22 protein-coding genes are annotated in these 26,416 nt (G+C 70.8%); 13 read left to right on the top strand and 9 right to left on the bottom strand.

Annotated elements, in window-relative coordinates; all coding sequences use genetic code 11:
- Window positions 1-50: 50 nt before the first annotated feature.
- Window positions 51-575, bottom strand: a complete 525-nt coding sequence (locus AB0N80_RS03355) for an adenine phosphoribosyltransferase (RefSeq protein WP_315993928.1) — start codon at window positions 573-575, stop codon at window positions 51-53.
- 190 nt (window positions 576-765) lie between these two features.
- On the opposite strand from AB0N80_RS03355, the gene AB0N80_RS03350 reads away from it, so the two are divergent.
- Complete coding sequence (locus tag AB0N80_RS03350) at window positions 766-2,445, top strand: glycoside hydrolase family 13 protein (protein WP_315993929.1); 1,680 nt, start codon at window positions 766-768, stop codon at window positions 2,443-2,445.
- Window positions 2,446-2,482: 37 nt separating this feature from the next.
- Window positions 2,483-3,484: a LacI family DNA-binding transcriptional regulator gene (locus AB0N80_RS03345; protein WP_363577549.1), complete on the top strand. Its 1,002-nt coding sequence runs from the start codon at window positions 2,483-2,485 to the stop codon at window positions 3,482-3,484.
- A gap of 28 nt (window positions 3,485-3,512) precedes the next feature.
- Here the strand turns inward: AB0N80_RS03345 and AB0N80_RS03340 are convergent, their stop codons facing one another.
- Entirely contained in the window at window positions 3,513-4,835 is a 1,323-nt protein-coding gene (locus AB0N80_RS03340; protein WP_363577547.1) for a septum formation family protein, read from the bottom strand.
- 456 nt (window positions 4,836-5,291) lie between these two features.
- Here AB0N80_RS03340 and AB0N80_RS03335 point away from each other — a divergent pair, with 456 nt between their 5' ends.
- From AB0N80_RS03335 to AB0N80_RS03310, 6 genes are all read left to right on the top strand, one after another.
- The gene (locus tag AB0N80_RS03335) at window positions 5,292-6,317 is read left to right on the top strand and encodes a LacI family DNA-binding transcriptional regulator (RefSeq protein ID WP_315993932.1); all 1,026 of its coding nucleotides are present in this window, start codon (window positions 5,292-5,294) and stop codon (window positions 6,315-6,317) included.
- A 93-nt stretch (window positions 6,318-6,410) separates the two neighbouring features.
- Window positions 6,411-7,700, top strand: coding sequence for an extracellular solute-binding protein (locus AB0N80_RS03330; protein WP_363577545.1), 1,290 nt, complete (start codon window positions 6,411-6,413; stop codon window positions 7,698-7,700).
- A 68-nt stretch (window positions 7,701-7,768) separates the two neighbouring features.
- Window positions 7,769-8,653 (top strand): sugar ABC transporter permease, encoded by an 885-nt coding sequence (locus AB0N80_RS03325; protein ID WP_315993934.1) that lies wholly within the window; start codon window positions 7,769-7,771, stop codon window positions 8,651-8,653.
- Between the two features lie 5 nt (window positions 8,654-8,658).
- Window positions 8,659-9,555, top strand: a complete 897-nt coding sequence (locus AB0N80_RS03320; protein WP_315993935.1) for a carbohydrate ABC transporter permease — start codon at window positions 8,659-8,661, stop codon at window positions 9,553-9,555.
- Window positions 9,552-10,592, top strand: coding sequence for an NAD(P)-dependent alcohol dehydrogenase (locus AB0N80_RS03315; RefSeq protein WP_363577542.1), 1,041 nt, complete (start codon window positions 9,552-9,554; stop codon window positions 10,590-10,592). Before AB0N80_RS03320 ends, AB0N80_RS03315 begins: the two co-directional genes overlap by 4 nt.
- The gene (locus AB0N80_RS03310) at window positions 10,589-13,168 is read left to right on the top strand and encodes a glycoside hydrolase family 78 protein (protein WP_363577540.1); all 2,580 of its coding nucleotides are present in this window, start codon (window positions 10,589-10,591) and stop codon (window positions 13,166-13,168) included. Before AB0N80_RS03315 ends, AB0N80_RS03310 begins: the two co-directional genes overlap by 4 nt.
- Window positions 13,169-13,202: 34 nt before the next feature.
- On the opposite strand, the gene AB0N80_RS03305 is transcribed toward AB0N80_RS03310, so the two are convergent.
- Window positions 13,203-14,396, bottom strand: a complete 1,194-nt coding sequence (locus AB0N80_RS03305) for an FAD-dependent oxidoreductase (protein WP_363577538.1) — start codon at window positions 14,394-14,396, stop codon at window positions 13,203-13,205.
- 208 nt (window positions 14,397-14,604) lie between these two features.
- On the opposite strand from AB0N80_RS03305, the gene AB0N80_RS03300 reads away from it, so the two are divergent.
- Window positions 14,605-15,819 carry an amidohydrolase gene (locus AB0N80_RS03300; protein ID WP_363577536.1) on the top strand — a complete coding sequence of 405 codons (1,215 nt, stop codon included), beginning with the start codon at window positions 14,605-14,607 and terminating at the stop codon, window positions 15,817-15,819.
- A 117-nt stretch (window positions 15,820-15,936) separates the two neighbouring features.
- Here AB0N80_RS03300 and hisD (AB0N80_RS03295) read toward each other — a convergent pair whose 3' ends face one another.
- The gene (gene hisD, locus AB0N80_RS03295) at window positions 15,937-17,256 is read right to left on the bottom strand and encodes a histidinol dehydrogenase (RefSeq protein WP_363577534.1); all 1,320 of its coding nucleotides are present in this window, start codon (window positions 17,254-17,256) and stop codon (window positions 15,937-15,939) included.
- 78 nt (window positions 17,257-17,334) lie between these two features.
- On the opposite strand from hisD (AB0N80_RS03295), the gene AB0N80_RS03290 reads away from it, so the two are divergent.
- Window positions 17,335-18,249 (top strand): LysR family transcriptional regulator, encoded by a 915-nt coding sequence (locus AB0N80_RS03290; protein ID WP_363577532.1) that lies wholly within the window; start codon window positions 17,335-17,337, stop codon window positions 18,247-18,249.
- A gap of 57 nt (window positions 18,250-18,306) precedes the next feature.
- Here the strand turns inward: AB0N80_RS03290 and AB0N80_RS03285 are convergent, their stop codons facing one another.
- The 4 genes from AB0N80_RS03285 to AB0N80_RS03270 form a co-directional block, all read right to left on the bottom strand.
- Complete coding sequence (locus AB0N80_RS03285; protein WP_363578172.1) at window positions 18,307-19,119, bottom strand: nitrilase-related carbon-nitrogen hydrolase; 813 nt, start codon at window positions 19,117-19,119, stop codon at window positions 18,307-18,309.
- Window positions 19,119-20,285 carry a cupin domain-containing protein gene (locus AB0N80_RS03280; RefSeq protein WP_363577530.1) on the bottom strand — a complete coding sequence of 389 codons (1,167 nt, stop codon included), beginning with the start codon at window positions 20,283-20,285 and terminating at the stop codon, window positions 19,119-19,121. The genes AB0N80_RS03285 and AB0N80_RS03280 overlap by 1 nt, the downstream gene beginning before the upstream one ends.
- Before the next feature lie 19 nt (window positions 20,286-20,304).
- Complete coding sequence (locus AB0N80_RS03275; RefSeq protein WP_315993943.1) at window positions 20,305-21,285, bottom strand: ester cyclase; 981 nt, start codon at window positions 21,283-21,285, stop codon at window positions 20,305-20,307.
- Window positions 21,286-21,411: 126 nt separating this feature from the next.
- Window positions 21,412-22,410, bottom strand: coding sequence for a LacI family DNA-binding transcriptional regulator (locus AB0N80_RS03270; RefSeq protein WP_363387897.1), 999 nt, complete (start codon window positions 22,408-22,410; stop codon window positions 21,412-21,414).
- A 110-nt stretch (window positions 22,411-22,520) separates the two neighbouring features.
- Here AB0N80_RS03270 and hisD (AB0N80_RS03265) point away from each other — a divergent pair, with 110 nt between their 5' ends.
- From hisD (AB0N80_RS03265) to AB0N80_RS03255, 3 genes are read left to right on the top strand one after another with little or no spacing between them, the layout of a single operon-like run.
- A complete protein-coding gene (hisD, locus tag AB0N80_RS03265) occupies window positions 22,521-23,837 on the top strand; it encodes a histidinol dehydrogenase (RefSeq protein WP_315993945.1) in 1,317 nt (438 codons plus the stop codon).
- A complete protein-coding gene (locus AB0N80_RS03260) occupies window positions 23,834-24,592 on the top strand; it encodes an SDR family oxidoreductase (protein ID WP_363577527.1) in 759 nt (252 codons plus the stop codon). Before hisD (AB0N80_RS03265) ends, AB0N80_RS03260 begins: the two co-directional genes overlap by 4 nt.
- Window positions 24,589-25,347 (top strand): aldolase/citrate lyase family protein, encoded by a 759-nt coding sequence (locus AB0N80_RS03255; RefSeq protein ID WP_363577525.1) that lies wholly within the window; start codon window positions 24,589-24,591, stop codon window positions 25,345-25,347. The genes AB0N80_RS03260 and AB0N80_RS03255 overlap by 4 nt, the downstream gene beginning before the upstream one ends.
- Window positions 25,348-25,664: 317 nt before the next feature.
- Here AB0N80_RS03255 and AB0N80_RS03250 read toward each other — a convergent pair whose 3' ends face one another.
- Window positions 25,665-26,414: an alpha/beta fold hydrolase gene (locus tag AB0N80_RS03250; protein WP_363577523.1), complete on the bottom strand. Its 750-nt coding sequence runs from the start codon at window positions 26,412-26,414 to the stop codon at window positions 25,665-25,667.
- Window positions 26,415-26,416: the final 2 nt, after the last annotated feature.

Here is a 26,416-nt window from a genome sequence, read left to right as displayed (position 1 = left end):
CGGTGAGCCGGATCTCCGTGCCGCGTCTCAGACGCGCAAAACGCAGCCGTTCAGACGCGGAAGACCGCGTGCACGTCGTCGCCGAGCACGTCGCGGCCACCGAGGCCGTCGATCTCGAGCAGCGTCGCGATCCCGACGACCTCGCTGCCCACCGCCTCGAGCAGGTCGCGCCCGGCGCGCAGGGTTCCGCCGGTCGCGAGCACGTCGTCGAGAAGCAGGACGCGCGCGCCCGCGGCGTTGTCGTCGTGCATCTCGATCTGCGCCGAGCCGTACTCGAGGTCGTACGACATCGTCGCCGCGGGGCGCGGCAGCTTGCCCGCCTTGCGGATCGGCATGAGACCCACGTTCGCGGCGATCGCGGCGGCGCCGGCGAGCAGGAACCCGCGCGCCTCGACCCCCGCGACAGCGTCGAAGCGGCCCGCGAAGGGCTCGATGAGCGCCTCGACGACGGTCCGCAGGGCTGCGGCATCCGTCAGCAGCGGGGTGATGTCGCGGAAGACGATGCCCGGCTTCGGGTAGTCGGGGATGCTGGTGATCAGCGATTCAGCGCGGGAGAGGGCGGAGGCGTCGGGCACCGCCTCAGCCTAATCGCGGCTCTCCCCTGCCGCCCCCGCACTCTCCCCCGTCGAGTGTCCAGAACACGCCGCAGCAGCCCGCGCGATCACGGCGTGTTCTGGACACTCGACGCGGCGGAGGGGGGCGGGCGTACGCGGCGATGAGGGAGCGGTTGACGTGACTGTAAGCGCTTGCAGTAACGTGGGGCGCATGACTTTCACGCAGGAGGGCGCGCGCGCCGATCTCGTCTCGGCCCCGGGCTCCGAGTGGTGGCGCACCGCCGTCATCTACCAGATCTACCCCCGCTCCTTCGCCGACGCCTCGGGCGACGGCCTGGGCGACCTGCCCGGTGTCACCGCGCACCTCGACGACCTGCGCGATCTGGGAGTGGATGCCATCTGGCTCAGCCCCTTCCAGACCTCACCGCAGAAGGACGCGGGCTACGACGTCGCCGATTACCGCGATGTCGACCCGATCTTCGGCACCCTGGCCGACTTCGACGCGATGCTCGCCGGGGCCCACGAGCGTGGCATCCGGGTCATCGTCGACCTCGTCCCCAACCACTCCAGCGATCAGCACGTGTGGTTCCAGCAGGCGCTCGAGGCTGCGCCCGGCAGCCCGGAGCGCGCGCGGTACATCTTCCGCGACGGCAAGGGTGAGAACGGTGAGCTGCCCCCCAACAACTGGGAGAGCGTGTTCGGCGGCGGCATGTGGAAGCGCGTGACCGAGGCCGACGGCACGCCCGGCCAGTGGTACCTGCACATCTTCGACGAGAGCCAGCCCGACTTCGACTGGACCAACGAGGAGGTGCGCGCGGAGTTCCGCGACGTGCTGCGGTTCTGGCTCGACCGCGGGGTCGACGGCTTCCGCGTCGACGTGGCGCACGGCCTCATCAAGGCCGAGGGCCTGCCCGACTACAGCCCCGACCCCGAGGCGGGTTCCATGGGCGGCGACGCCGAGGAGGTCCCCTACTGGGGCCAGCCCGGTGTGCACGACGTCTGGCGGGAGTGGCACGAGGTGCTCGACGAGTACGACGGCGACCGTGCCCTCTGCGCCGAAGCCTGGTTGCCGACGGTGAAGCAGACCGCCCTGTGGGTGCGCCCCGACGAGATGCACCAGGCGTTCAACTTCCACTACCTCGAGACGAAGTGGGATGCCGCCGCCCTCCGCGACGTCATCACGGAGTCGCTCGACGAGTACGGCGCCGTCGGCGCCCCGAGCACGTGGGTGCTGTCGAACCACGACGTCGTGCGTCACGCCTCGCGCCTGGCACTGACGGCCGAGAACCCGCAGGGCGCCGGCATCGGCCCGGCCTCCCCCGGCCAGCCCGACCCGGTGAAGGGCCTGCGTCGCGCCCGCGCCGCCACGTCGCTCATGCTCGCACTGCCCGGCTCGTCGTACCTCTACCAGGGCGAGGAGCTCGGCCTGCCCGAGGTCATCGATCTGCCCGACGACGCCCGCCAGGACCCCACCTGGTTCCGCACGAACGGCGAGCGCTACGGCCGCGACGGATGCCGCGTGCCGCTGCCCTGGACGGCCGATGCGCCGGCATACGGGTTCAACGACACCGGTGCGTCGTGGCTGCCCCAGCCGGCCGAGTGGGCGGACCTCGCGTTCGACCAGCAGGTCGACGACCCCTCGTCGACGCTCACGCTCTACCGCTCGCTTCTCGCCGAGCGCCGCGCCCGCAACCTCGGCGCCGGCGACCTCGAGTGGGTCGACGGTCTCGGGGACGACGTCGTGGCGTTCCGCAACGGGTCGCTGCTCGTCGTCGCGAACCTGGGCGATGCCGCCGTCGAGCTGCCCGCCGGAGAGGTGCTGATCGCGAGCGGCCCCCTCGACGGCGACCGCCTGCCCGCCGACACGACCGTCTGGATCGCGGCGGCCTGAGCCGCGGCATCCACCGTTTCGGACGACGCACGAGACCGTGGTCGGCATCGACGACGTCGCCCGCGCGGCGGGAGTGTCGACGGCCACGGTCTCGCGCGCGTTGAGCGGGCGCGGCCCCGTTTCGGCCGCGGCGCGCGGTCGCGTGGTCGCCGCGGCCGAGAGGCTCGGGTACGTGGCGTCAGCCGCCGCATCGAGCCTCGCCTCGGGGCGCACGCGAGCGGTCGGAGTGGTCGTGCCCTTCCTCGACCGGTGGTTCTTCAGCACCGTGCTGGCGGGCATCTCCGATGCCCTCGTGCGCCAGGGCTACGACATCACGCTCTACAGCGTCAGCGCCGACCCCGCCGAACGCCGCCGCGTCTTCGACGACCACCTGCGCCGCCGCCGGATCGACGCGGTCATCACGATCGCCCTCGAGCTGGATGCCGAGGAGTCGGCGTCGCTGCGCGGCCTCGGCGTCCCGATCGTCGCGATCGCCGGACCCAACCCCCTGCTGACCACCCTGACCGTCGACGACCTGGCCGTCGGTCGCCTCGCGACCACGCACCTGCTCGAGTTGGGGCACCGCCGCCTCGCGCACATCGGCGCGGATGCCGTCATCGACGCCGGATCCACCGTGCCGTCGTTGCGTCGACGCGGCTTCGAGGAGGTGCTCGCCGATGCCGGGATCACCGACGCCCGCGTCGAGCCGGCCGACTTCACCATCGAGGGCGGGTCGGCGGCAGCAGCGCGCGCCCTCGAGGCCGCCGATGCACCGACAGCGGTGTTCGCGGCATCCGACGAGATGGCCATCGGCGCGATCCTCGCCGCGCGCGAACGCGGGCTGCGCGTGCCCGAGGACGTCTCGATCATCGGCGTCGACGGACATGAGCTCGGCCGCTGGTTCGGGTTGACCACGGTCGACCAGTTCGCGCGGGGCCAGGGCGAACGCGCCGCGGACGCCGTGCTCGCCGAGCTCGAGGGCGCCGAGCCGGCCCGCGGTCGCGGAACGCTGCCGTTCGAGCTGGTCGACCGCGGCTCGACCGCCGCTCCGTCTCGGTGACGCGGCGGCCGGGCCGCGGACGACGCGTTCAGCGAGCGGAGCCCCGCAGCGATCCGGTGGTCTGATCCACCTCGGGGTCGTAGAGCATGCAGGAGATCTCGCGGTCGCCCTCGGCCCAGGTCTCCGCGGTCGGCGAGACGTACGTGTACGCGAGCGTCGACTGCTCCCACGGAACACCGACGTAGTCGGGGTAGACGGCGTCGCAGCCCTCGTAAGCCGACGACTCGATCGCGTCGTCACCGGGGAAGGCGCCGTCGGCGAGGAAGAAGCCGCCGAAGACTTCGTAGGTGTGCGGCTGGGCGCAGTCGACCAGGTTGGAGGGCGAGATGAAGCCGCTGGGGATGTCGTCGAGGCACGCCCCCACGGGCAGCGTGTACGCACCACCGGGCGCCTGCTCGCTCGGGCCGATCGTCACCCCTCCATCTCCCGGTTCGGCGGGCAGCTCGAAGGGATCGCTCGAGGAGGACGCGACGCCGGCACCGAAGATCGCGAGGAGCACGAGCGCGAAGATCGCGACGATCGAGAGCACCGTGATGACGCCGCCCGCGATGATCCCGCCGATCGCGAGGCCACGGCCCTTCTCGCCGGTGCGCTTGATCTGGGCGAGGGCGACGGCCCCGGCGATGATCCCGCCGATCGGCAGCACGAAGCCCATGATGATCGCGGCGATCGCCACGCCGTTCGTGCGTTCGGAGGTCCCGGATGCCGCGTCGGGGGCGTATGGCGACGTTCCGGCCCCGGAGGGCGAGGCTCCGGGCGCGTACGGCGTATCCGACGGCGCGGCCGCTCCCGGATAGCCGGGGTACCCGGAGGAACCGGGATATCCGCTCGGCGGTACCGGGGGCGCTCCGACGTACAGCGGGGCGGGGGCCGCGGGCTCTCCCTCGGCGGCCGGCGGCGCCGGAGCGACCGGCGCGGGCCACGCGGCCGGGGCATCACCGGGCGAAGGAGCCGCGGCATCCCCCGATCCGGTGGGGGCAGCCTCCGCAGCATCGACGAGAAGCCCCTGAGACGCGAGGCGCTGGCCCGCGAGATGCGCGGCTTCGCGAACGACGTCGCCCGCCTTGGCGGCGCCGATCGCCCCACCCTTAAGGAACCCGCCGGCGGTCGAGTGCTCGAACGACGCGAGCGCACCCTCGGCTATCTCGGCGAGGTGCACGTCGAACCGGACGTGCATGTCCTGCCCGGCGAACGCGCCCGCGACGAGCGTCGTGCCCAGGCTGCCGCGCGAGACGTCGAGCGATCCGCCCGGGGTCGGCTGCACCGTGAAGCCCTGCTCGGTGAGAGCCGCCGCGACGGCGTCGCGGGCACGGTCGACGGGCAGGGTGAGACGAAGCTCGGCGGTGGCCATGGGTGCTCCCGGGTGTCGCGCGCCGCGAGACTCACAGCGCGCGTCCAGGTTAGACCCGTCGTGCGGTGTGACACCCCTGCCGGGCCGCGCGAGTGCGGGAGGCACCGCTCACGGACCATCGCGCCGCACGCGTCGCCCCTCCGTGCGACCGCGGCCCGCTCGCCGGTCAACGCCGCGTCTCCGCATCGCTCGCGAGGATCACCCGCGCGCGCCGCTCGCGGGGCGCGTCGCGGGGCGACGCGGATCGTCCGCCCCGTGATGGCCGGCCTCCGTGGATCGGGACGCGAGCGGGTTGCGCGGATATCGCGGCTTGTCCTCGAGGATCGCCACGGAGGCGTCGAGCGCTCCGGTCCGCGTTGAAGCGCATCAAATCGATCGCGCCGATCGGTTAGCATCCATCTCAGAGTCACGGCGGTCGAAGGGGGCGTGGTGCAGCACACGAGGCGAACGCCGAGCATGTCGGATGTCGCGCGCGCTGCCGGGGTGGCGCTGGGCACCGTGTCGAACGTCTTGAACCACCCCGACAAGGTCGCCCCCGCCACATTGGAGAGGGTGCAGGGGGCGATCGAGCAACTGGGTTTCGTGCGCAACACGAACGCCCAGCAACTCGCCGCGGGGCGATCGCGCAGCATCGGACTGGTCGTGATCGACATCAGCAACTCGCTCTTCGTCGATATCGCGCGCGGCGCACAGCGGTACGCGTCGGAGCTCGGCATGAACGTCCTGATGGCCAACAGCGACAACAGGGCAGACCAGCAGCGAGCGGATCTCGACTTCTTCGACGGAGCTCGAGTGGGGGGGATCCTGCTCGCCCCGATGGAGGACGCCGGAGAGGACGTCGCGCGCATCCGCACCCACGGTCGGCCGACCGTGGTCCTGAACTTCGATACGGGGCGCAACGACTGCTGCCAGGTCCTCGTCGACAACGAGGAGGTCGGCTACCTCGCGGCGCGACATCTCATCGACAACGGACGCACCCGCTTGGCGTTCGTCGGCGGTCGGGACTATCTGCAGCCCGTCGCGCTTCGGCGCCGCGGCGTGAGGCGCGCCGTCGCCGAGGAGGGCGGGCGCGTCACCCTGCAGGAGGTCCCGACGGAGAACCTCGATCCGCCGGGAGGGTTGCGGGCGGCCGAGGGACTCGTGGAGGACGTCCGTCGCGGCAGTCTCGACGGCGTCATCGCCGTCACGGACCTGTTGGCGATGGCGATCATCCAGGTCTTCGGCGCCCGGGGCGTCGAGGTGCCGAGAGACGTGGCGGTGATGGGGTGCGACCACAACTCCGCCGCCTGGGGCGGCATGATCCCGCTCACATCCGTTCAGATGAAGGGTCTCGACATGGGGCGCGAGGGACTGCGCCTGCTCCTCGCCGAGATCGATGAGGACCCTGCTGAGCACCGACATGTCACCACGATGCTGCGCCCCGAGTTGGTCGTGCGCGAAAGCACCGTCGGGCGCGAGCGGGCCACGCCACTCCGAGACTGAAGCGTTTCAAAAATGAGTTGACGCGTCTTCTGCACCCATGCATAATCCTCTTGAAGCGCTTCAATGATCGAGGCGCATTTTCAAGGAGGAAAAGTGTCCACAGCATTCCCGCGCTCGCGCCGCATGGTCGCGATCACCTCGCTCGGTGCCGCCGGGCTCCTCGCCCTCACCGCGTGCGCCGGCGGCGGGTCGGCGGGTGCGACATCGTTCTCGTTCCTGGTCAACCAGGAGAACACGACCATTCCCGAGCTGCTCACCAGCTTGAGCACCGACCAGTGCAAGGCCGAGAACGACGCCCAGCCGCTTCAGGTCGAGACGGTGCCGCAGACGCAGCTGGACCAGAAGCTGCAGCTCCTCGCCGGCCAGAACGCCCTTCCGGCGCAGTACGCGGCGGGCAACGCCCCCGCCTTGACCAAGGAGCTCGCCCAGGGCGGTCAGGTCCTCGATCTCGACAAGACCTTGACCGACCTCGGGGTCATCGACCAGATCGAGCCGGCCGCCATCTCGACCATCGAGCAGCTCTACGGCGGATTCAACGTGCTGCCGTACCAGTACAACATCGAGGGCGTCTGGTACAACAAGCAGCTGCTCGCCGATAACGGCATCGATGTGCCGAGCACCTGGGACGAGCTCTCCGCCGGCGCAGCGAAGCTGCAATCCGCAGGCGTCCAGCCTTTCTCCGCCTCCGGCGAGCAGGGGTGGCCCATCACCCGCCTGATCAGCGGCTACATCTTCCGCGACCTCGGCCCGGACGCCCTGCAGAAGGTCGCTGACGGTGACGCCAAGCTCACCGATCCCGAGTACGTCGCGGCCGCTCAGGCCGTCGCCGACCTCGGCGCCAACGGGTACTTCGGTCAGGGCGTGGGGTCGATCGACTACGACACGGCCTTCAACACCTTCCTGACCGGGAAGGCCGCCTTCTTCTACATGGGCAGCTGGGCATTGGCGAACTTCGCCGACGAGTCCGCGAACCAGATCGGCTCCGACAACATCGGCTTCATGCCGTTCCCCGACGTCGCAGGCGGTGCGGGCGACTCGAGCCAGACCCCGGCGAACGTCGGACTCCCGATGGCCCTGTCGGCGAAGGCGTACACCGACGACACCGGCAAGTGGCTGACGTGCATCGCGAACAACTACGGTGCGCAGTCGCTCTCCGAGGCCGATACGATCTCCGGCTTCAAGGTCAATGGCGACGTGCAGGTCGACGACCTCACCGCGCTCGTCCAGGACCGCATCGCATCGACGCAGGAGTCGGTTCTGTGGTTCGAGGCCCTCTTCAACGCCAAGGCCACGGAGACGAGCCAGAAGAACGCCGCTCAGCTGGTCACGGGCGCCATCTCGCCGCAGGACTTCATGAGCCTGGTCCAGGCAGACCTGGGCTGACCCTCGGGGAGGCGAGGGCCGTTGCGAACGGTCCTCGCCTCCGCCATCGATGCGAAGGAACATCCGCTATGCACAAGGTCCTCGGCGATAAGAGGGCGATCGCGCTGCTGCTCGGCCCGGCGCTGGTCGTCTACTCCCTCGTCATGCTCATCCCCGTGGTGTGGTCGTTGGGCTACACCCTCTTCGAGGGGAATGCGATCTCGGGCTTCGAGTACGTGGGCGTGGAGAACCTCGCACGCCTGTTCAGCGACCCGCGCGTGGGCGAGGCGCTCCGCTTCACGCTTCTGTACGCCGTGATCATCACCGCCGGCCAGGTGCTGCTCGGCTATCTCCTGGCGCTGTTCTACGTGTTCGTCCTGCGCAACCGCGGCAGTGTCGTGCGTACGCTCGTCTTCTTCCCCGTGATCATCCCGACCGTGGCCGTCGCGCTGATGTTCCAGAAGCTGTTCGAGGTCGCACCGCAGACCGGTCCCGTCAACGGCATCCTGAACATGTTCGGAGTCGAGTCGATCGACTGGTTCGGAAGCCCGGTCAGCGCGATCGTCGTGCTCGTGATCATGGACCTCTGGCGCTCGATGGGCTTCTATGCGGTGCTGCTGTACACCGGCCTTCTCGACATCCCCGACGACATCATGGAGTCCGCCCGTCTGGACGGGGCCACCGGATTCCGTCTCGTCCGCAGCATCGTCTTGCCCCTGTCGCTGCCCGTGCTGCTGTCGTCGATCATCTTCTCCATCAACGGCACGCTCAAGGTGTTCGATTCGATCGTCGCGCTGACCAACGGCGGGCCGGGCACGGCCACCACGCCGCTGACCCTCTACATGTTCCAGACGTCGTTCAGCTACGGCGAGTACGGCTACGGCGCGTCCATCGCGCTTCTGCTGACGATGCTCTGCCTGATCGTGACCGTCTTCATCTTCCGGTCGTCGCGACGCGACGTCACGAAGGGCTGATCTCCATGTCCACCGCCACCTTGCCCCAGACCCCGACTTCCGTCGAGCGCGACCGTCGCCGCCCGCCGGTGCGCCGCGCGTCACTGCGACGTCTTCCCGGAACGCTCCTCATCGCGCTTCTCGTCGCGATCGAGGTGCTGCCCCTGCTCTGGCTGCTCATGAACTCCTTCAAGAGCCAGGACGAGTTCCTCAATGCGCCCACCTGGGCCCTTCCTCGGGCACTGAACTTCCAGAATTACGCCGACGCCTGGGTGACCGGCAACATCGGCCATTACCTCCTCAACAGCGTGCTCGCGGTCTTCCCCGCGTTGTTCCTCATGCTCGTGCTGGGCGTCGCCGCCGGATTCGTGCTGGAGGTCATGGTGTTCCGAGGGCGAGGCGGCATCCTGCTCCTCTTCCTCGCAGGGATCATGGTCCCGGGTCAGATGATCCTCCTCCCGCTGTTCTCCGTGTACTTCCAGGCAGGCCTCACGGGCTCGCTGTGGCCGCTCATCATCACCTACACCGCCACCGGGCTCCCCCTGACGGTGTTCATGATGGCGACGTACTTCCGAGCCATCCCGCGCGAGGTCTTCGAGGCATCGACGCTGGACGGCGCATCGATCTTCCGCTCGTTCCGCGCGGTCGCCCTGCCGATGGCGCGTAACTCGATCGTGACCGTCGGCTTGGTGCAGTTCTTCTTCTTCTGGAACGACCTGCTCATCGCCCTGACGTTCACCAACTCCTCGCAGCTCCGAACGGTGCAGGTGGGCCTGCTCAACTTCACGGGGCAGTTCGGCGCCACCCAGTACGGTCCGCTCTTCGCCGCCATCTGCATCAACGTCTTCGGCATCCTGGCGATCTATCTCGTTCTCAACCAGCGCATCATGGCGGGCCTCGCGAGCGGGGCGGTCAAGGGGTGAGCGCGGCGCAGCCCGTGCACGCCGCCGTCATGACGGCGGTCGAGAAGACCGTCGTGGAGACGCGCGCGATCGCACCGCTCGGGGCGAGCGAGGTGCTCGTCGAAGTCCGATCGGTCGGCGTCTGCGGGTCGGATGTGCACTGGTACCGCGACGGCCGCATCGGCAGCACCGTCGTATCGGCGCCCCTGGTCCTCGGCCACGAGGCGTCGGGCGTCATCGTGGAGGTGGGAGAGGGCGTTCCACGGAATCGGATCGGTAGCCGCGTGGCACTCGAACCGGGCGTTCCCTGCGGGCGGTGCGCCCTGTGCAGAGCGGGACGCTACAACCTGTGTCCCGACGTGCGGTTCTTCGCGACGCCACCGGTGGATGGCGCCTTCGCCACCCATGTGGTGACCCACTCGGACTTCGCCCACGATGTCCCCGACAGCCTGGACGACGACGAGGCGGCCCTGATCGAGCCACTCGCCGTGGCGATGTGGGCGGTCGGCAAGGCGTCGGTCACCGTGGGGGACCGCGTTCTGGTCAGCGGCGCGGGCCCGATCGGACTCCTCGTCCTCCAGGTCGCCCGGGCGGCGGGTGCCGACGTGAGCGTCAGCGACGTGGCCGGCGATCGCCTCGTCGCCGCGATGCAGGCGGGCGCGACCGACACCATCGACGTGAGTGCCGACGAGCTCCCCCCGGGCTTCACGGTGCTCATCGAGTGCTCAGGCGTCGGTGCGGCGATCAGCACGGGGCTGGCCGCCCTCGGTCCCGCCGGTCGCGCCGTTCTCGTGGGCATGTCGCCCGACGGGCAGACGTCCGTTCCCCTCGACGTCATCCAGTCCCGCGAGATCACCCTCACCGGGACGTTCCGCTACGCGCACCAATATCCGGACGCCATCGCACTGGCGGCGAGCGGACGCATCGATCTGCGCCGGCTCGTCACCAGCGTCCATCCGCTCAGCGATGTGCACAACGCGCTCATGCTGCCGGGCCGCGATCCGTCCGCCCTCAAACCCATGGTCCACCCCCAGCAGGATGAGAATCCCCCCGCATGATCCAGGTATCCCCCGTCACGTTCGAGCACCTGCCGCGCGCCCTCGGCATCGGTGTCGCCGCACCCCGCCTGTCGTGGAAGACCACGGCTCCCGCCGGATGGCGCCAGCGCGCGTACGAGGTCGCTCTGTCCGCGGACGGGCGAGTCGAGACCACCGCTCTCATCGCCGACACCGACTCCGTGCTGGTCACCTGGCCGTTCTCCCCACTGACGTCGCGGGAGCGGGCCGAGGTGAGCGTGCGCGTGCACGGTGAGGACGGTTCGACGTCGGAGTGGTCGACACCCGCCCCCGTCGAGGCGGGGCTCCTGCGCGAAGGCGATTGGATCGCGTCGGTCGTGGGTCCCGACTGGGCGGAGGACGCGGAGGCCCTGCGGCGCCCGCCTCGCGTCCGCCGCGCCTTCGACCTCGTCGGTCCGATCGCACGCGCGCGGTTGTACGCGAGCGCGCACGGCCTGTACGAGGTCGAGATTAACGGCGTCCGCGTCGGCGACGACGCGTTGTCCCCCGGGTGGACCGTGTACGGCGAGCGGCTGAGGTACTACACCTACGACGTGACCGAGCACCTCGTCTCCGGGCGCAACACCGTGGGGTCGTGGCTGGCCGACGGGTGGTACCGCGGCCGGCTGGGCTTCCATGGCGGATACCCGAACCTCTACGGCAGCGACATCGGTCTCATCGCCCAGCTGGAGATCGAATACGCCGACGGCGGCCGCGTCGTCGTCGCGACGGATGACGCCTGGGAGGTCGCGGCGAGCCCGATCGTCACCACCGGTCTCTACGAGGGCGAGCGGTACGACGCCCGTCTGCAGCAGGACGAATGGGCGGGCGCCGCCGACCCGTCGTGGAGGCCCGCGAGGGCGCTCCCGGTCGATCATCGAACGCTCGTCGCGCCCGAGGGCGCACCCGTGCGGTGCACCGAGGAGCTCGCTCCCGTCTCCGTCGTCCGGGGCGCGTCCGGAGGCTGGATCCTCGACTTCGGGCAGAACATCTCCGGTCGGCTGCGCCTGCGCGTGCACGCCGAGTCCGGGCGGGAGATCACACTCCGCCATGCCGAGGTCCTCCAGGACGGCGAGTTGTACACGCGACCCCTTCGGGGCGCGGCGGCGACGGATGTGCTGATCACGGACGGCTCGCCGCTCGAGTGGGAACCTCGTTTCACCATTCACGGGTTCCGTTACGCCGAGATCGACGGGTGGCCGGGCGAGATCGCGCCCGGCGCGGTCGTCGCGCGGGTCTACCACACCGACATGGAGCGCACGGGCTGGTTCGAGTCGTCGGACCCGCTCCTCAACCGCCTGCACGAGAACGTCCGATGGTCGATGCGCGATAACTTCGTCGACATCCCCACGGATTGTCCGCAGCGCGACGAACGGCTGGGGTGGACCGGCGACCTGCAGGTGTTCGCCCCCGCGGCGTCATACCTCTACGACTGCTCGGGAATGCTCCGGTCGTGGCTGCGCGACGTCGCGGTCGAGCAGCTCCCCGACGGGACGGTGCCCTGGTACGTCCCCGTCATCCCCGGAGGAGACGAGTGGACGCCGATCCGCCCGGGTGCAGCATGGGGCGACGTCGCGGTGCTGACGCCGTGGACCCTTTATCGCCAGTTCGGCGACGCACAGATCCTTCGGGAGCAGTACGACTCGGCCCGCAGGTGGGTGGATCTGGTGGCTCGGCTCGCCGGGCCGGATCGGTTGTGGAACACCGGTTTCCAGCTGGGCGACTGGCTCGACCCGGCGGCACCGCCGCACGACCCCGCAGACGCCACCACGGATCGCTACCTCGTGGCGACCGCTTACTTCGCGTGGTCGAGCCGTCATCTCGCGAAGATGGCGGAGGTGCTCGACAAGGTCGATGACGCGCGCACGTACGCGCGCCTGGCGGCCGAGGTGAAGGCAGCGTTCCGTCGCGAGTACGTGGCCGCCTCGGGCCTCCTGACCAGCGACGCCCAAACCGCCTATGCGCTCGCGATCGAGTTCGACCTGGCCGAGGGCGAAGAGGAGGTCGCCCGTTGGGGAGAGCGGTTGGCGACGTTGGTGCGCCGGGGAGGGAACCGGATCGCCACCGGCTTCGCCGGAACACCGCTGATCACCGACGCGCTGACGCACTCGGGGCATCTCGACGCCGCGTACGACCTCCTGTTCGAGCGCGAATGCCCCTCGTGGATGTACACGGTCCTCTCTGGAGGGACGACGACGTGGGAGCGCTGGGACAGCCTTCTCCCCGACGGGACGGTGAACCCGGGCGGGATGACGTCGTTCAATCACTTCGCCCTGGGCGCGGTGGCCGACTGGATCCACCGCACCGTCGGAGGTCTGGCTCCGATCGACCCCGGCTACCGCCGGATCGCCTTCCGGCCCCAGCCGGGCGGCGGTCTCACCTTCGCGCGCGCAGCCCACGAGACGCCCTACGGGCGGGCCTCGATCGCGTGGCACGTCGACGAGGGCGAGCTCCACGTGGACGTCGCGGTCCCGACCGGAACGACGGGAGTCGTCGCACTGCCGGGGGGCGAGACGTTCGAGGTCGGATCCGGAGTGCACACGTACACCGTGGCCGCGCACGTGCCGGCACCGGTGTGACGCTGCCTGTCGGCGCCGCCGCGGCTCAGACGGGTCAGCGGATGCGGCCCACCAGGTCGTCGCGCGTCAGGGTGTCGGCCTCCGCCAGCACCGCGCGGGCGGCATCCCGGGCCTCTTCGACGTTCCAGAGGAGCACGCCCACGACACGGTCGTCGTCGAGGTAGTAGACGACCCCGTGGTCGGTGTCGATCCAGTCCTCCACCGTCTCGAGCGACGAGTCCAGGGTTCCGACCGCCTCGTACCGGATGCCGAACACCGCCGAGTAGTAGTAGGGGGTGTGCGTGTACGGCTCGGCGGCGCCCGCCAGGTTGCGGCCTGCGGCCTTGCCCTGCTCGTTGGCGTTGTCGACGTGCTCGACCCGGCGACGCCCGAGCAGGCGGTCGGGGTAGCTCGCCACGTCGCCGGCGGCGTAGACGTCGTCGACCGAGGCGCGCAGTTGCGCATCCACGTGCACGCCGTCGTCGACCGCGAGGCCGGCCTTCTCGGCGAGGTCGGTGGCCACCTCGATGCCCAGACCGCTCACGACGGCGTCGGCGCGCACCTCGTCGCCGTTCTCGAGCCCGAGCGTGACGCCGTCGGCATCCGCCGATCCGCCCTCGACCTTGGATCCCGCCACGATCTCGACGCCCGCATCGCGGAACAGCGTCTCGAAACGCTCGGCGAGCGCCGCGGGGAAGACCGCGTCGCCCAGCACCGCACCGGTGTGGATGAGGACGGTGTCGACACCGTTCTGCACGAGGGCCGCCGCGAGCTCGGACCCGATGTACCCGCCGCCGACGACCGCGATGCGGTCGACGTCCTCGGCCAGGGCGCGAAGGCGCCGGTAGTCCTCCGCGGTGCGGAACGACAGCACCCGCTCGCCGCTCGATGCGTCGTCGACGGGGAGGGCGACGGGCTTCCCTCCCGTCGCGAGAAGGAGCTTGCCGTACGAGAAGGTCTCGCCGTCGGCATCCACCTCGTGCTCCTCGGGGCGGACCGCCGTGGCGCGCGTGCGCAGCCGGATGTCGGCGCCGGTGTCGGCGGCGGTGCCCAGCGGCACCTTGTCCCACGTGAACTCGTCGTCGGTCCACAGCTTCTTGCTGAGGGCGGGGCGCGTGTACGGCTCGTCGATGTCGTCGCTCAGGATGCCGATCGATCCGTCGGCGTCGATCTCGCGGATGCCGCGCGCGGCGGTGTCGGCGACCATCCCGCCGCCGACGATGAGGTAGTCGAAGTGTGTCGTGGTCATGCGCTCAGCGTCCCCGCCCGACCTGACCGCACCGGACGGCTTGCGGGCGCGCGCGGCATCCGGTAGCGCCCGCCCCGGTCCGGCAGGAAGCAGGTCGAGTGTCCAGGACACGCCGCGTCTCGGACGCGCCTCGCGGCATGTCTCGGACACTCGACAGAAAGGGCGGCCGGGCGGGCGCGGGCGAGGGGTCGCGAACTAGGCTCGATCCATGAGCGTCGACCTCGAAAGCCTCTACACCGATCTGCACGCCCACCCGGAGCTGTCGTTCCAGGAGACGCGGACGGCGGGCGTCATCGCCCGCCACCTCGCCGACCTCGGCCTCGAGGTCGAAGAAGGCGTCGGGCGCACCGGTGTGGTCACCCGGATCGACAACGGCCCGGGCCCCGTCGTCTGGCTGCGCGCCGACATGGACGGTCTCCCCGTCGAGGAGCAGACCGGTCTCGCCTACGCCAGCACCGCCCGCGGCACCGATCCGGCGGGCAACGCCGTTCCGGTCATGCACGCGTGCGGTCACGACATGCACGTGACCGCCCTCATCGGGGCGCTCGAGCGGCTCGTCGCGACGACCGACGAGTGGTCGGGCACCGTCGTGGCGGTGTTCCAGCCCGCCGAGGAGTACGGCGCGGGCTCGCAGGCGATGATCGCCGACGGCGTGCTCGAGCGCTACCCGAAGCCCGACATCGTGCTCGGCCAGCACGTCACGCCGCTGCCCGCGGGCGTCATCGGCGTGCGCGCGGGCACCCAGATGGCGGCATCCGACGGTCTCACCGTGGTACTCCACGGCCGCGGTGGTCACGGCTCGCGCCCGCACTCCACGATCGACCCGGTCGTCATGGCCGCCGCCACCGTGATGCGCCTGCAGACCGTGGTCTCGCGCGAAGTCGACCCGCGCGACGTCGCCGTCGTGACGGTCGGTTCGATCCACGCGGGCCTGAAGAACAACATCATCCCGGCGGAGGCGAAGCTCGAGCTGAGCCTGCGCTACCCCGACGACGCGGCGCGCGAGCGCGTGATGGGCAAGGTCGAGCGGATCGTCCGCGCCGAGGCGGCGGCATCCGGAGCCGAGAAGGAACCCACCATCACCACCGACCACTCCCTGCCGCCCACCATCAACGACCCGGATGCCACCTCCCGCCTGACGGCCGCGTTCCGTCGGGCGTTCGGCGAGGCCGGCGTCGTCGACCCGGGTATGTTCACCGGGAGCGAGGACGTGTCATGGTTCGCCCGCGACTCGGGCGCGCCGCTGGTGTTCTGGTTCTGGGGCGGGGTGGACCCGCAGAAATTCGCGGATGCCGTGGCCGGCGGCACGATCGAGCGCGACATCCCGACGAACCACTCGCCCTTCTTCGCTCCGGTCATGCAGCCGACGATCGATCGCGGTGTCGAGAACCTCGTCGTCGCGGCGCGGGAGTTCCTGGACTGACGCGGGGCGCCGTGCGCGGGAGGGACCGACCCCGCGAGCGGCTCAGCCCCGGACGGCCGCGTCCCGACCCGGCGTGCGGATACGCGACGGGTCGGGGAGCGGCCGTCCGCCCCGTCCTCACTCCGCGTAGGTCGCCAGACGCATGGTCGCCGTCGCGCTGTGCGCGGCCATGCCCTCGGAATCGGAGATCGTCTGCACCGCTTCCGCGAGGGCCGGCGTGGCGTCCCGGCTGATGCGCTGGTAGGTGAGCGGCTTGACGAAGCGCGACACCGACAGGCCGGCGCTGTGCTTGGCGCCGCCCGCGGTGGGCAGGACGTGGTTGGTCCCCGCCATGCCCTTGTCGGAGTAGGCGACCGTGCTCCAGGGCCCGAGGAAGATCGACCCGTAGTTGCGAAGGTGGTCGTGGTACCAGTCGTCGTCGGCCGTGATCACCTCGAGGTGCTCGGGCGCCAGGTCGTCCATGAGGGCGACCGCCGTCTCGCGGTCGGCCGCGACCGTCACGGTGCCGTAGTCGCGCCACGCGGGACCCGCGATCGGCTCCGTGGCGAGCGTCTCGAGCTGACGTTCGACGGCGGCGATCACGGCCTGCCCGTGCTCGTGCGACGTGGTCACCAGCGCCGCGGGAGAGTTGGGGCCGTGCTCGGCCTGCCCGAGAAGGTCGGCCGCGACGATCTCGGGGTCGGCACTGTCGTCGGAGAGCACGGCCACTTCGGAGGGCCCCGCGAGGAGGTCGATCGCGACGGTTCCGAACAGCTGACGCTTCGCCTCGGCGACGTAGGCGTTGCCGGCGCCCACCAGCATGTCGACGGGGAGGTCGCCGAGCAGGCCGTAGGCCATCGCGGCGAGCGCCTGGACTCCGCCCAGCACGAACACGCGATCGACCCCCGAGAGGTGGGCGGCGTAGACGACGGCGTCGTTCGCGCCGCCATCGGGCTGCGGGGGCGTGCAGGCGATCACCGTCGGCACACCGGCCGCCTTCGCGACCCCGACCGTCATGAACGCGCTCGCGGTGAGAGGGAAGCGCCCCGCGGGCAGGTAGGCGCCGACACGCGACACGGGGACATAGCGCACGCCCGTGGCGAGTCCCGGGACCAGCTCGGTCTCGAAGTCGGTCAGACGACCGCGCTGCTCGGCGGCGAACGCCTTCGTCCGCTCGGACCCCAGCTCGATCGCCGCGCGGAGATCGGGCGCGAGGCGGTCGCCGCTCGAGGCGATCTGCGCGGTGGTGAGCTCGATGTCGCCGCCCTCGTAGCGGTCGAGTCGACGCGCGTAATCGAGCACGGCATCCATCCCCCGACGACCGATATCGCTGAGCATGGCCGAGACGGTCTCGATGACCGCCGGGTCGCGCTGAGCAGCGGGGGCGTCGATGAGCGGCGTCTTGAGGTGGTGGAAGGAGCCGTCGAGGCGCTCGAGGAGCGCGGGAGTGAATCGCATGAGTCGACGCTAGATCTCCCGGTCCACCCCCACAAGAACGATGGATACGATGCAAACCATCGGGTTTACCATTGGCTCGTGACCATCACCCAGCTGCGCGCCTTCCTGACCGCTCTGGAACGGGGGTCGTTCACCGCCGCCGCGGTCGAACTCGACTCGACGCAGGCCTCGGTCTCAGAGCTCGTGGCCCGCCTCGAACGCGAGCTCGGCGTGCGGCTGTTCCAACGCGGAGGGCGGCGCCTCGTACCGACCGAGTCGGCCCTCGCGTTGCGGGCGCATGCGGAGCGCGCGGTGGGCGCGATCCATCACGGGGTCGAGGCGATGCGTGCACTCACCGCGCTCGAGTCCGGCACCTGCACCTTCGGCGTGCTGCGCAACGCCGCCTATTACGAGCTGTCGGATCTGCTGCAACGGTTCCACGAGCAGTATCCCGGGGTGCGGGTGCGGCTGGTGGGCATCAATTCCGCCCTGGTCGCGCGATCCATCGCCGCGGGCGAGATCGAGGCGGGACTCCTCGTGCTCCCCGTCGACGACGCGGGCCTGACGATCACCCCGCTCATGCGCGACGAAGTCGTCTACGCCTCGGCTCGCGCCGACGCACCGGCGCACCCCGTGACCCTGGCCGAGGTCGCCGCCGCGAAACTCGTGCTGTACGACGCCTACGCGGGCTGGGACGATCCCACCCGGCGCCAGTTGCGTGAGCGCGCGAGCGCCCAGGGGCTCCTCCTCGAGCCCGCGATCGAAGTCGAGAACGTCGAGACGGCGTTGGGCCTGGTGGGCTCCGGGACCGCCGACACGATCGTCTCGCGCTCGATCGCCGAATCGCCGGCGTTCCCCGCCGGCATCCGGATCGCTCCCTTCACCGAACCCCTCTACGACACGATCGCGCTCGCGCGGCGAGAGGGGACGGAACTGTCACCGGCGGCCCGCCGCCTGGCCGACATGGCGCAGGACATGCTGCGCGCGCGTGCGGGACGCAGCGCGGTCGCCTGACGCACCCGCGGGTCCGCGGCTGACGCGCGCCGGCGCGTCCCGCTCCGCACGGCGGCCTCAGCCGTACAGCTCGGGGCGCCGGTCGGCGAACAGGTCGTTGAACGGCGGGAGCGACTTGTCGGACGGATGCCGCACACGCAGCGTCGCCACGGCCGAGCCGCCGCTGCCCTCCGGCGCCGCCGCGATCCACCCGTCGTCGTCGATGATCGCCGTGCCCCCTGTCCACACGACGCCGCGCTCGACCCCGTGGCGGTCGGCGATCACGGTCGCCAGGCGCGAGGAGCGGGCGGCGGCCATCGCCTGGATCGTCTCGGGGGCGCGCTCCCCCGCGGGCCGGTCGACCAGGGGCCAGTTCACCGGGAGCGCGAGCACCTCCGCCCCGGCGAGGGCGAGGCGCCGCGGAACCTCGGGGAACTCGTTGTCGTAGCAGATGGCCACCCCGATCCGACCGACGGGCGTCTCCACGACGGCGCCGGCGGTGTCCCCCGGCGCGAAGAACATCGACTCCTCGCCCCAGAGGTGCGATTTGCGATAGTCGCCCAGCCGGGCGACGCGCGAGAGCAGCGCCGCGGTGTTGAACAGCCGGGGTCCGGCATCCTCGGCGTAGCCGATGACCGCGACCGCCCCCTCGGGCAGCTCCCGCGCGATCGCCTCCCAGCGGGGATCGTCGCGGGCGACGGCCGCGGACCGGGCCTCCGCGACGTCGGCGAAGACGTACCCGCTGAGGGCGAGCTCGGGCACGACGATCAGTCGCGCACCGGCATGAGCGGCGTCGGCGACGGCGGCGCGCACCGCCTCGAGGTTGGCCGCGACCTCCCCCACGACGATGCGGGGGGAGGTCGCGGCGACGACGAGCTCCCGAGGGGAGATCAGTCGTCCTCGGTCGCGGTCACCATCACGCCGACGGGCGCGAGGTAGCCGTTGGGGTCGAGCATCCAGTCGGCGTCGCGGGCTGCGTCCACGACCTCGGGGGCCCATTCGAGGTACACCCGGTCGTCTCCCGAGTTGACCACGAGCAGCTCTCCGGCGCCGCTGTCGCCGGCTTCGATGCACCGGAAGGCGCGCCAGGCGCCCGCGGGCACCGAGAACGAGTCCGAGGGGTCCAGCTCGACCGTCGTGGAGGGGTCGCCGTTCAGCGTGACCGCCCAGCGTCCGCTCTTGACCAGCATCGCCTGGTTCTTGTCGTGACGGTGGCGCAGGATGCCTTCGTCCTCGGCGGCACGGACCCAGGCCATGTTGAAGGAGTGGGGTTCGTGGATGCGGGGGACCTGACGGCGGTCCTCGGTCATGCCGTAGCCGATGGCGAGGCTCAGTTCTGCGGCACCGCCCGGCAGGCTCGCGCACAAGAGGGCGTTGGCGCTGTAGACGCGGTCGCCGGGCTGGACGACCCGCTCACGCATCTGCTCGACCGAGAACGGGGTCAGCTCGTCGATGTACCGCTGCTGAATGGGCTTGATGAGCGCCACGTCCTGGGGCAGTTCGTCACCGGCGACGGTGTCGATGAGCTGGTTGTCGGCGGTGAGATAGAGACCGTACGACTCCGCCTCCTTCAGTACGGACGGCCCCCAGATGATGCCCCCCGTCACGTCGCGCCCGAGGACGGTCCACAGGATGCCGTCGTCCGGCCCCTCGTTCGTGAAACCGCGGAAGATCCAGGTCGGGATCGAGATGATGTCACCGTCGGTGCTGACGTACTCGCCCTGCTTGCCGTCGATCCCCCAGCGCAGGCGGAATTCGCCGCCGAGGTTGACGAACACCTCCGCCGTGAAGTGAAGGTGCAGGTTGTTCGAGATGCCGTTCGGCATCCCCGCGGCTCCGGTGTTGAAGCCGTGCTCCTCGGTGAGGTTGATGACCTGCCCCGCGTTCTGCGAGACGCCGCCGCCGATGAAGGCGTAGTTCGACTTGCGGTCGGACCCGGGGGTGCGACAGTCGATGAAGGCCGCGTTGTGCGGGGCCCAGTCGCTCTTGCGGATCGTTCGCCGCTGGATCTCGGCCCCGTCGACGTCTGTGGAGGGGCTCGCGTGGTCGGTGCTCATGATGTGTTCCTTCGTTGGATCAGTAGATGTTGCCGAGGACGACGGGCTCGTCGCCTCGCATTCCGGCGATCTGCGCGCGCAGCGCGATGTCGTCCCACAGCCGCACTTCCTTCACCAGCGCCCCCTGGTGGAAGGTGAACTGCGAGATCCCCAGTACGTCGACGGGGCGACCGGTGAGGGGGCCGTAGTTCGCGACGCCGTTGTAGTCGCCGACGAACTTCCACGTGACCGCGACGCGCAGACCCGCGTATCGCACGTCGTAGTTGGTCTGGATGTCGCGGATCTCGAACCGCCCGGCCGGGAACGACTCGAGGAACCGCAGCAGCGCGCGGCGGTACCCCTCGGGACGGATGACGAGGCGGTTGCCGACGGTCAGCAGCACCAGGTCACGATGGAAGAACTTCTCGACCTTCTGCAGGTCGCGGTCGTTCCACACCGTCTGGATCATCTCGACGACGCGCTCGACCTCGGGGCGGTAGTCGTCGGGACGGGGCCCCGAGTCGCCCACCGCGATGGGGTCGGCCGGAGCCGGCTCGGTCCAGGTGCCGGTGTAGCCGCGGAACGCCTGCGCACGGGCGAGCTCGTCGAGATCGCTCTGCAGCACGAGGGCGCCGGCGAGGGTGTCGCGAACGACCCACTCCTCGACCATGCGGCCGCGGCGGTACAGGCAGTTGGCGATCGTGCGGCTGTAGTCGGACGACTGCAGGTGCCCCGACAGCACCAGGTGCGAGCTGAGGAACGCATCGTCTCCGCGCGCCTCCCAGATGACGTCCTCCGCCTGTCCGGTGCGGTCGGGGGTCGCCGAGATGCGCATGAGGGTGCCCTCGATGACCTCGTCGCGGGTGGTCGAGGTGCCGTACGCCCCGTGGACGATCGAGTCGGGTTCGTAGTTGTCTCGGATGAAGCTGATGGAACGGTCCACCCAGATCAGATCGGTGACCTCGCGGATGAAGTCATCGGGATCCGCGTACGGCTGGTAGGCGACCGGGTCGAGAGGCACTCGGGGCTCCTTCGTGTGTGGCGCCAGGTCGGCGCGGGCGATGTCGGCAGTGTATGCGTATGCACAACCGCCACGCAAGAGTCCTGCGCACGCCGGACATCTCCCGCTCGAGTCCGCGCCGAAGGGTCAGCGCGTGACGGCGGCGGCGAGCGTGCGGCGCTCGATGAAGGTCGTCGCGAACTCCACGTGGGCGTACTCCTGCGGGCGCTCCTCGATGCGGCGCACCATGAGGCGTCCCGCCTCGCGCGCCATCTGCACGTAGTCGTAGGCGATGGTTGAGAGCTCGATGATGGGCCAGGATGCCGGGGGCAGGTCGTCGAAACCGATGATCGAGACGCCGTCGGGCACCGGCACACCCGCCCGCCGGGCGGCGTTGAGCGCCCCGTAGGCCATGACGTCGTTGCCGCAGAAGATGAGGGTGGGAGCACCCTCGAGCGCCAGCAGCTCCGCGGTCGCGGCGTCGCCCGCGTCGGTGTCGAACGGTCCGTGGCGCACGAGATCGGCGTCCAGTGAGACTCCGCGGTCGGCGAGGGCTGCGCGCAAGGCGCGCTCGCGGGAACGGCCCGTGCTGGTGTTCTGCGGCCCCAGCACCGCCCCGATGCGCCGATGCCCGAGGGCGAGGCCGCGATCGACGGCATCCTGCAATCCGACGGAGGGGGCGACGACCGTGGCATCCGCGTCGACGAGCGCCGCCGTGCGGTTGAAGTACACGAAGGGCAGACCCCTGTCGCGCAGGCGCAGCGGCACGACCGATTCCACCGTGGTCGTGGCGAGGATGACGCCGTCCAGGCCGTTGGCGATGAGACGCTCCGCCACCGACTCGTCGGTGGTCTCGGTGTGCAGCACCAGTTGATAGCCGTGGGTCTCGAGCTCGCGGTGGAGGGGGGCGATGATGTGCGAATAGAACTGGTTGTCGAGGTCGGTCACGAGCAGGCCGATGCGGCGCGTCCGCCCCGACGACAGCGCGCGCCCCGCCTCGCTGGGCACGTATCCCAGGAGCGCGGCGGCGTCGCGGACGCGCTTCTTGGTGTCTTCCGACACGCGGGGGTCGTCGCGCAGAGCGCGGGAGACGGTGGGCTGCGAGACGCCGGCCAGTCGAGCGACGTCTCTGCTCGTGATGGCCATGGATCCCCCCTGGCGGCTCAGTGCTGAGGGTCGAAGTCTAGCGAAAGGTTGACCCCGCGTGCATACGCAGTCATGATGTGAGCATACGTATGCAACGAGAGGATGCGAAGATGCCCCTTTACCTGAAGAAGGCGCCCACGAAGTCGTTCACCGACACCGCGCAGAGCGACGTCGCCGCCCGGGTGGGAACGATCATCGACGACATCCGCACGCAGGGAGACGACGCGGTGCGCCGGTACGCAGCGCAGTTCGATCGGTGGGAGCAGCCCTTCCGCCTCGACGACGCGCGCGTCGCGGAGATCATGGCCACCCTCGACCCCCAGGTGATCGAGGACATCCGCTTCGTCCAGGAGCAGGTGCGCACGTTCGCGCAGGCACAGCGCGACTCGCTCGTCGACATCGAGGTCGAGACCCTGCCCGGCGTGCACCTCGGACAGAAGCACGTTCCCGTGCGGGCCGCCGGCGCCTACATCCCGGGCGGCAAATACCCCCTCACGGCATCCGCGCACATGACGATCATCACGGCCAAGGTGGCCGGCGTCCCGCGCGTCGTCGCGTGCACCCCGCCGATCCGCGGCGAGATCCCCGCGGCGACGGTCGCGGCGATGAAGCTCGCCGGAGCCGACGAGATCTACATCCTCGGCGGGGTCCAGGCCGTCACGGCCATGGCGGTGGGCACCGAGACGATCGCCCCCGTCAACCTGATCGCCGGACCCGGCAACGCCTACGTCGCCGAGGCGAAGCGGCAGCTGTTCGGCGAGGTGGGCATCGACCTCTTCGCGGGCCCGACCGAGATCCTCATCGTCGCCGACGACGACGCCGATCCGTTCCTGACCGCCGTCGACCTGCTCTCGCAAGCGGAGCACGGGCCCGAATCGCCGGCCGTGCTCATCACGACCTCGCGGGCCCTCGGCGAACGCGTGATGGAGCTGGTGGAGGAGATCCTGCCCGGCATGTCCACGCGCGACTACGCCGAGCCCGCGTGGCGCGACTGGGGCCAGGTGATCGTGGTCGACGATCTCGAGGAGGCATACGCCCTCGCCGACTCGTTCGCCTTCGAGCACGTGCAGATTTTCACGCGCGAGCCCCGCGCCGCGCTCGAGAAGATGCACGACTACGGGGCGCTGTTCCTCGGCGAGAACACCTGCGTCTCGTACGGCGACAAGGTCATCGGCACCAATCACGTGCTTCCGACGCTCGGCGCCGCCCGCTACACCGGCGGCCTCTGGGTGGGCAAGTACCTCCGCACGATCACGTACCAGGAGATCACCGACCCCGCGTCCTCCGCGATGCTCGGCGAGGTCTGCGGCCGCGCTGCGCGCGTCGAGCTCTTCGAGGGCCACGCCCGCTCCGGCGACGCGCGCGCATGGCGCCACGGCGACGCGACCTTCCCCTGGATCGAGCAGAGCACGGCGGGAGCGCGATGACCGATCTGACCGGACGCACCGCGCTGGTCACGGGAGGAGGCAGCGGTCTCGGAGCGGCGATCGCCCACGCCCTGTCGACCGCCGGGGCCGACCTCGTCGTCGTGGGGCGCCGGCGCGACGCGCTCGACGCCGTCGCGGATCGGCTGCCGGGATCGGCGCGCGCGCTCGTCTGCGACGTCGCCGACGAGCACTCCGTGGCTCTTCTGAGCGAGGCGCTCGCCGGCACCGAGGTCTCGATCCTCGTCAACAACGCCGGCATCGCGGGCCCGGTGGCCGCCCTCACCGACATCGGCGTCGACGAATGGGACGAGGTCTTCGCGGTCAACGTGCGCGGGACCTTTCTCATGTGCCGCGAGTTCCTGCCCGCGATGGTCGCGCGAGGAGCCGGCGACGTCGTCAATCTCGCCTCCGTCTCGGGCAAGAGGCCCCTCGCGCACCGCACGCCCTACACCGCGTCGAAGATGGCGGTCCTCGGCCTCACGGCCACGCTGGCCTTCGAGGTCGGCCCCGCGGGGGTCAGCGTCAACACGCTGTCGCCGGGGCCGGTCGAGGGGGAGCGCATGGCCCGCAACTTCCGACGCGAAGCCGAGCGCTCGGGCGGCACCGCCGCCGAAGCCGAGGCCGCGTTCGTCTCGCGCGCAGCACTCGGGCGCATGGTGACGGAGGCCGAGGTCGGAGCGGCGGTCGTGGCCATGCTGGCGATGCCGGGCATGTGCGGCGCCGACGTCGATCTCTCCGCGGGGATGATCGCGTGAACCCGCCGGGCCGACCGGTCTCGCTCCGCGCGCGTGCCGAGTCCGGGGAACGGCTCATCGGTGCACTGCTGCGCATGCCCGCCGAAGAGTTGACCGAGATGCTCGCCGTCGCCGGGTTCGACTTCGTTCTGATCGACGCGGAGCACGGCCCCGCCGACGTCATCGCGCTGCGTCAGCACATCGCGGTCGCGACGATGCACGGCGTGCCCGTGATCGTCCGCGTCGGCGAGGACGACCCCGGCGCGATCCTGCGCGTGCTCGACCAGGGCGCACAGGGCGTGCTGGTGCCGCACATCGACGACGCGGCCGCGGCGGCAGCCGTGGTCGCGGCCGCTCACTACCCGCCCGTCGGCACGCGCGGCTTCGCGACCTACAGCCGGGCCGGACGCTTCGGCGAAACGGCGCCCGAAGACCACCGCGACTGGTACCTGCGCAACACCCTCGTGCTCGGGATGATCGAGTCGCCCGCAGGGGTCTCCGCGGCCGCCGCCATCGCCGCCGCGCCCGGCCTCGACGGGATCATGATCGGGCCGGCCGACCTCGGGGCATCCACGGGCCCGGACGACCTCCCCCTCCCCGAGGCGACCGCAGTCGTGAACCGCGCGGTGGCGGCGGCGGGCAAGATGCGCATGGACATCGTCGGCACCCCCGCCGCCGCGGCGGCGGCCTTCGACGACGGAGCGAGGCTCGTGGTCTACAACCTCGCGTCATCGCTCATGACGCACCTCCGCGGCCTTCGGGCGGCTGTCGATTGAGTTCGCCTGAGCCCCCGGCCCGCCCCTCTCACCCCTGACCATCTGCGGCGAACGCGCCTCCCGCGGCCAGTTGCCCCGGGTTGTCGCCCCGCACGCCGGGAGGACCATCTGCGGCGAACGCGCCTCCCGCGCCCGGCGTCAGTTGCCCCGCGTGGTCGCCCCGCGCGCCGGGGAGAGACCATCCGCGGCAAAGGAACCCTCCCCCAGGGCGGGGCTCATCGACGAGACGCGCCCGGGTCGGATCGATGATGGCGAGGACCCGAGCGCCATCCGAGACGGTACCTGAGCGCCCGGCCGCGCGCAGCCGGCTGCCGGCGTCAGAGCGGACCGTGGCTCGCTCCGGTGCGACCCGAGCGTGCCGATGCACCGCGCGGCACGGCATCCGTCCCGGCCCGCCACGCGCGCACGAGGGCGCCGAATTCGGACGGTCGCTCGAGCGGCACGAGGTGCCCCGCCTCGAGCCGCTCCTGACGCGCACCCGTCAGCGCCGCGGCGATCTCGTCGTGGAAATCCGGTGGGCACAGCGCGTCGTCCGCCCCCGCGACGACGAGCGTCGGCACGGCGGTGGAACGCAGGTGCGGCAGGAGGTCGATGCGGCTCCCCTGCAGGCGCAGCTGCGCTTCGAGCACCCGGGACGGAGTCTCCTCCGCCATGCGTATCGTCCGCTCGACGAGGTCGGGGCGGGTCTCGCGCGCACTCGCCGACAGCAGGACGGGCAGGATGCCGGCTTGCAGTGCGGCGGGCGACTCCCCCGCGGACAGCCGTTCGAGCCACACCGCCCACCCCCCGCGCTGCCGCGGGGTGGGCGCCTTCGCGTTGGCCGCCGTGACGCACAGGCCGACGACGCGCTCGGGCGCGCGCACCGCCAGCGCCATCGCGACGATCGCGCCGAGCGAGAGGCCGCCGATCACGAACCGTCCGGGCAGCGTCCGCAGAAGCCGGTCGACCTGGGCGTCGAGGTCGTCGGCATCCACCGCCGGGGTGAGGGCGTCGTCAAGACCGCACCCCGTCCACAGGTCGGTCGTGCAGTTCATCCCCGCCAGCAGGACGAGGGGCGCAGCCGACACCC

The sequence above is a fragment of the Microbacterium sp. NPDC089188 genome, from assembly GCF_040685155.1.
Lineage (GTDB): Bacteria > Actinomycetota > Actinomycetes > Actinomycetales > Microbacteriaceae > Microbacterium > Microbacterium galbum.
This window is presented reverse-complemented; position numbering and strand designations above follow the sequence as displayed.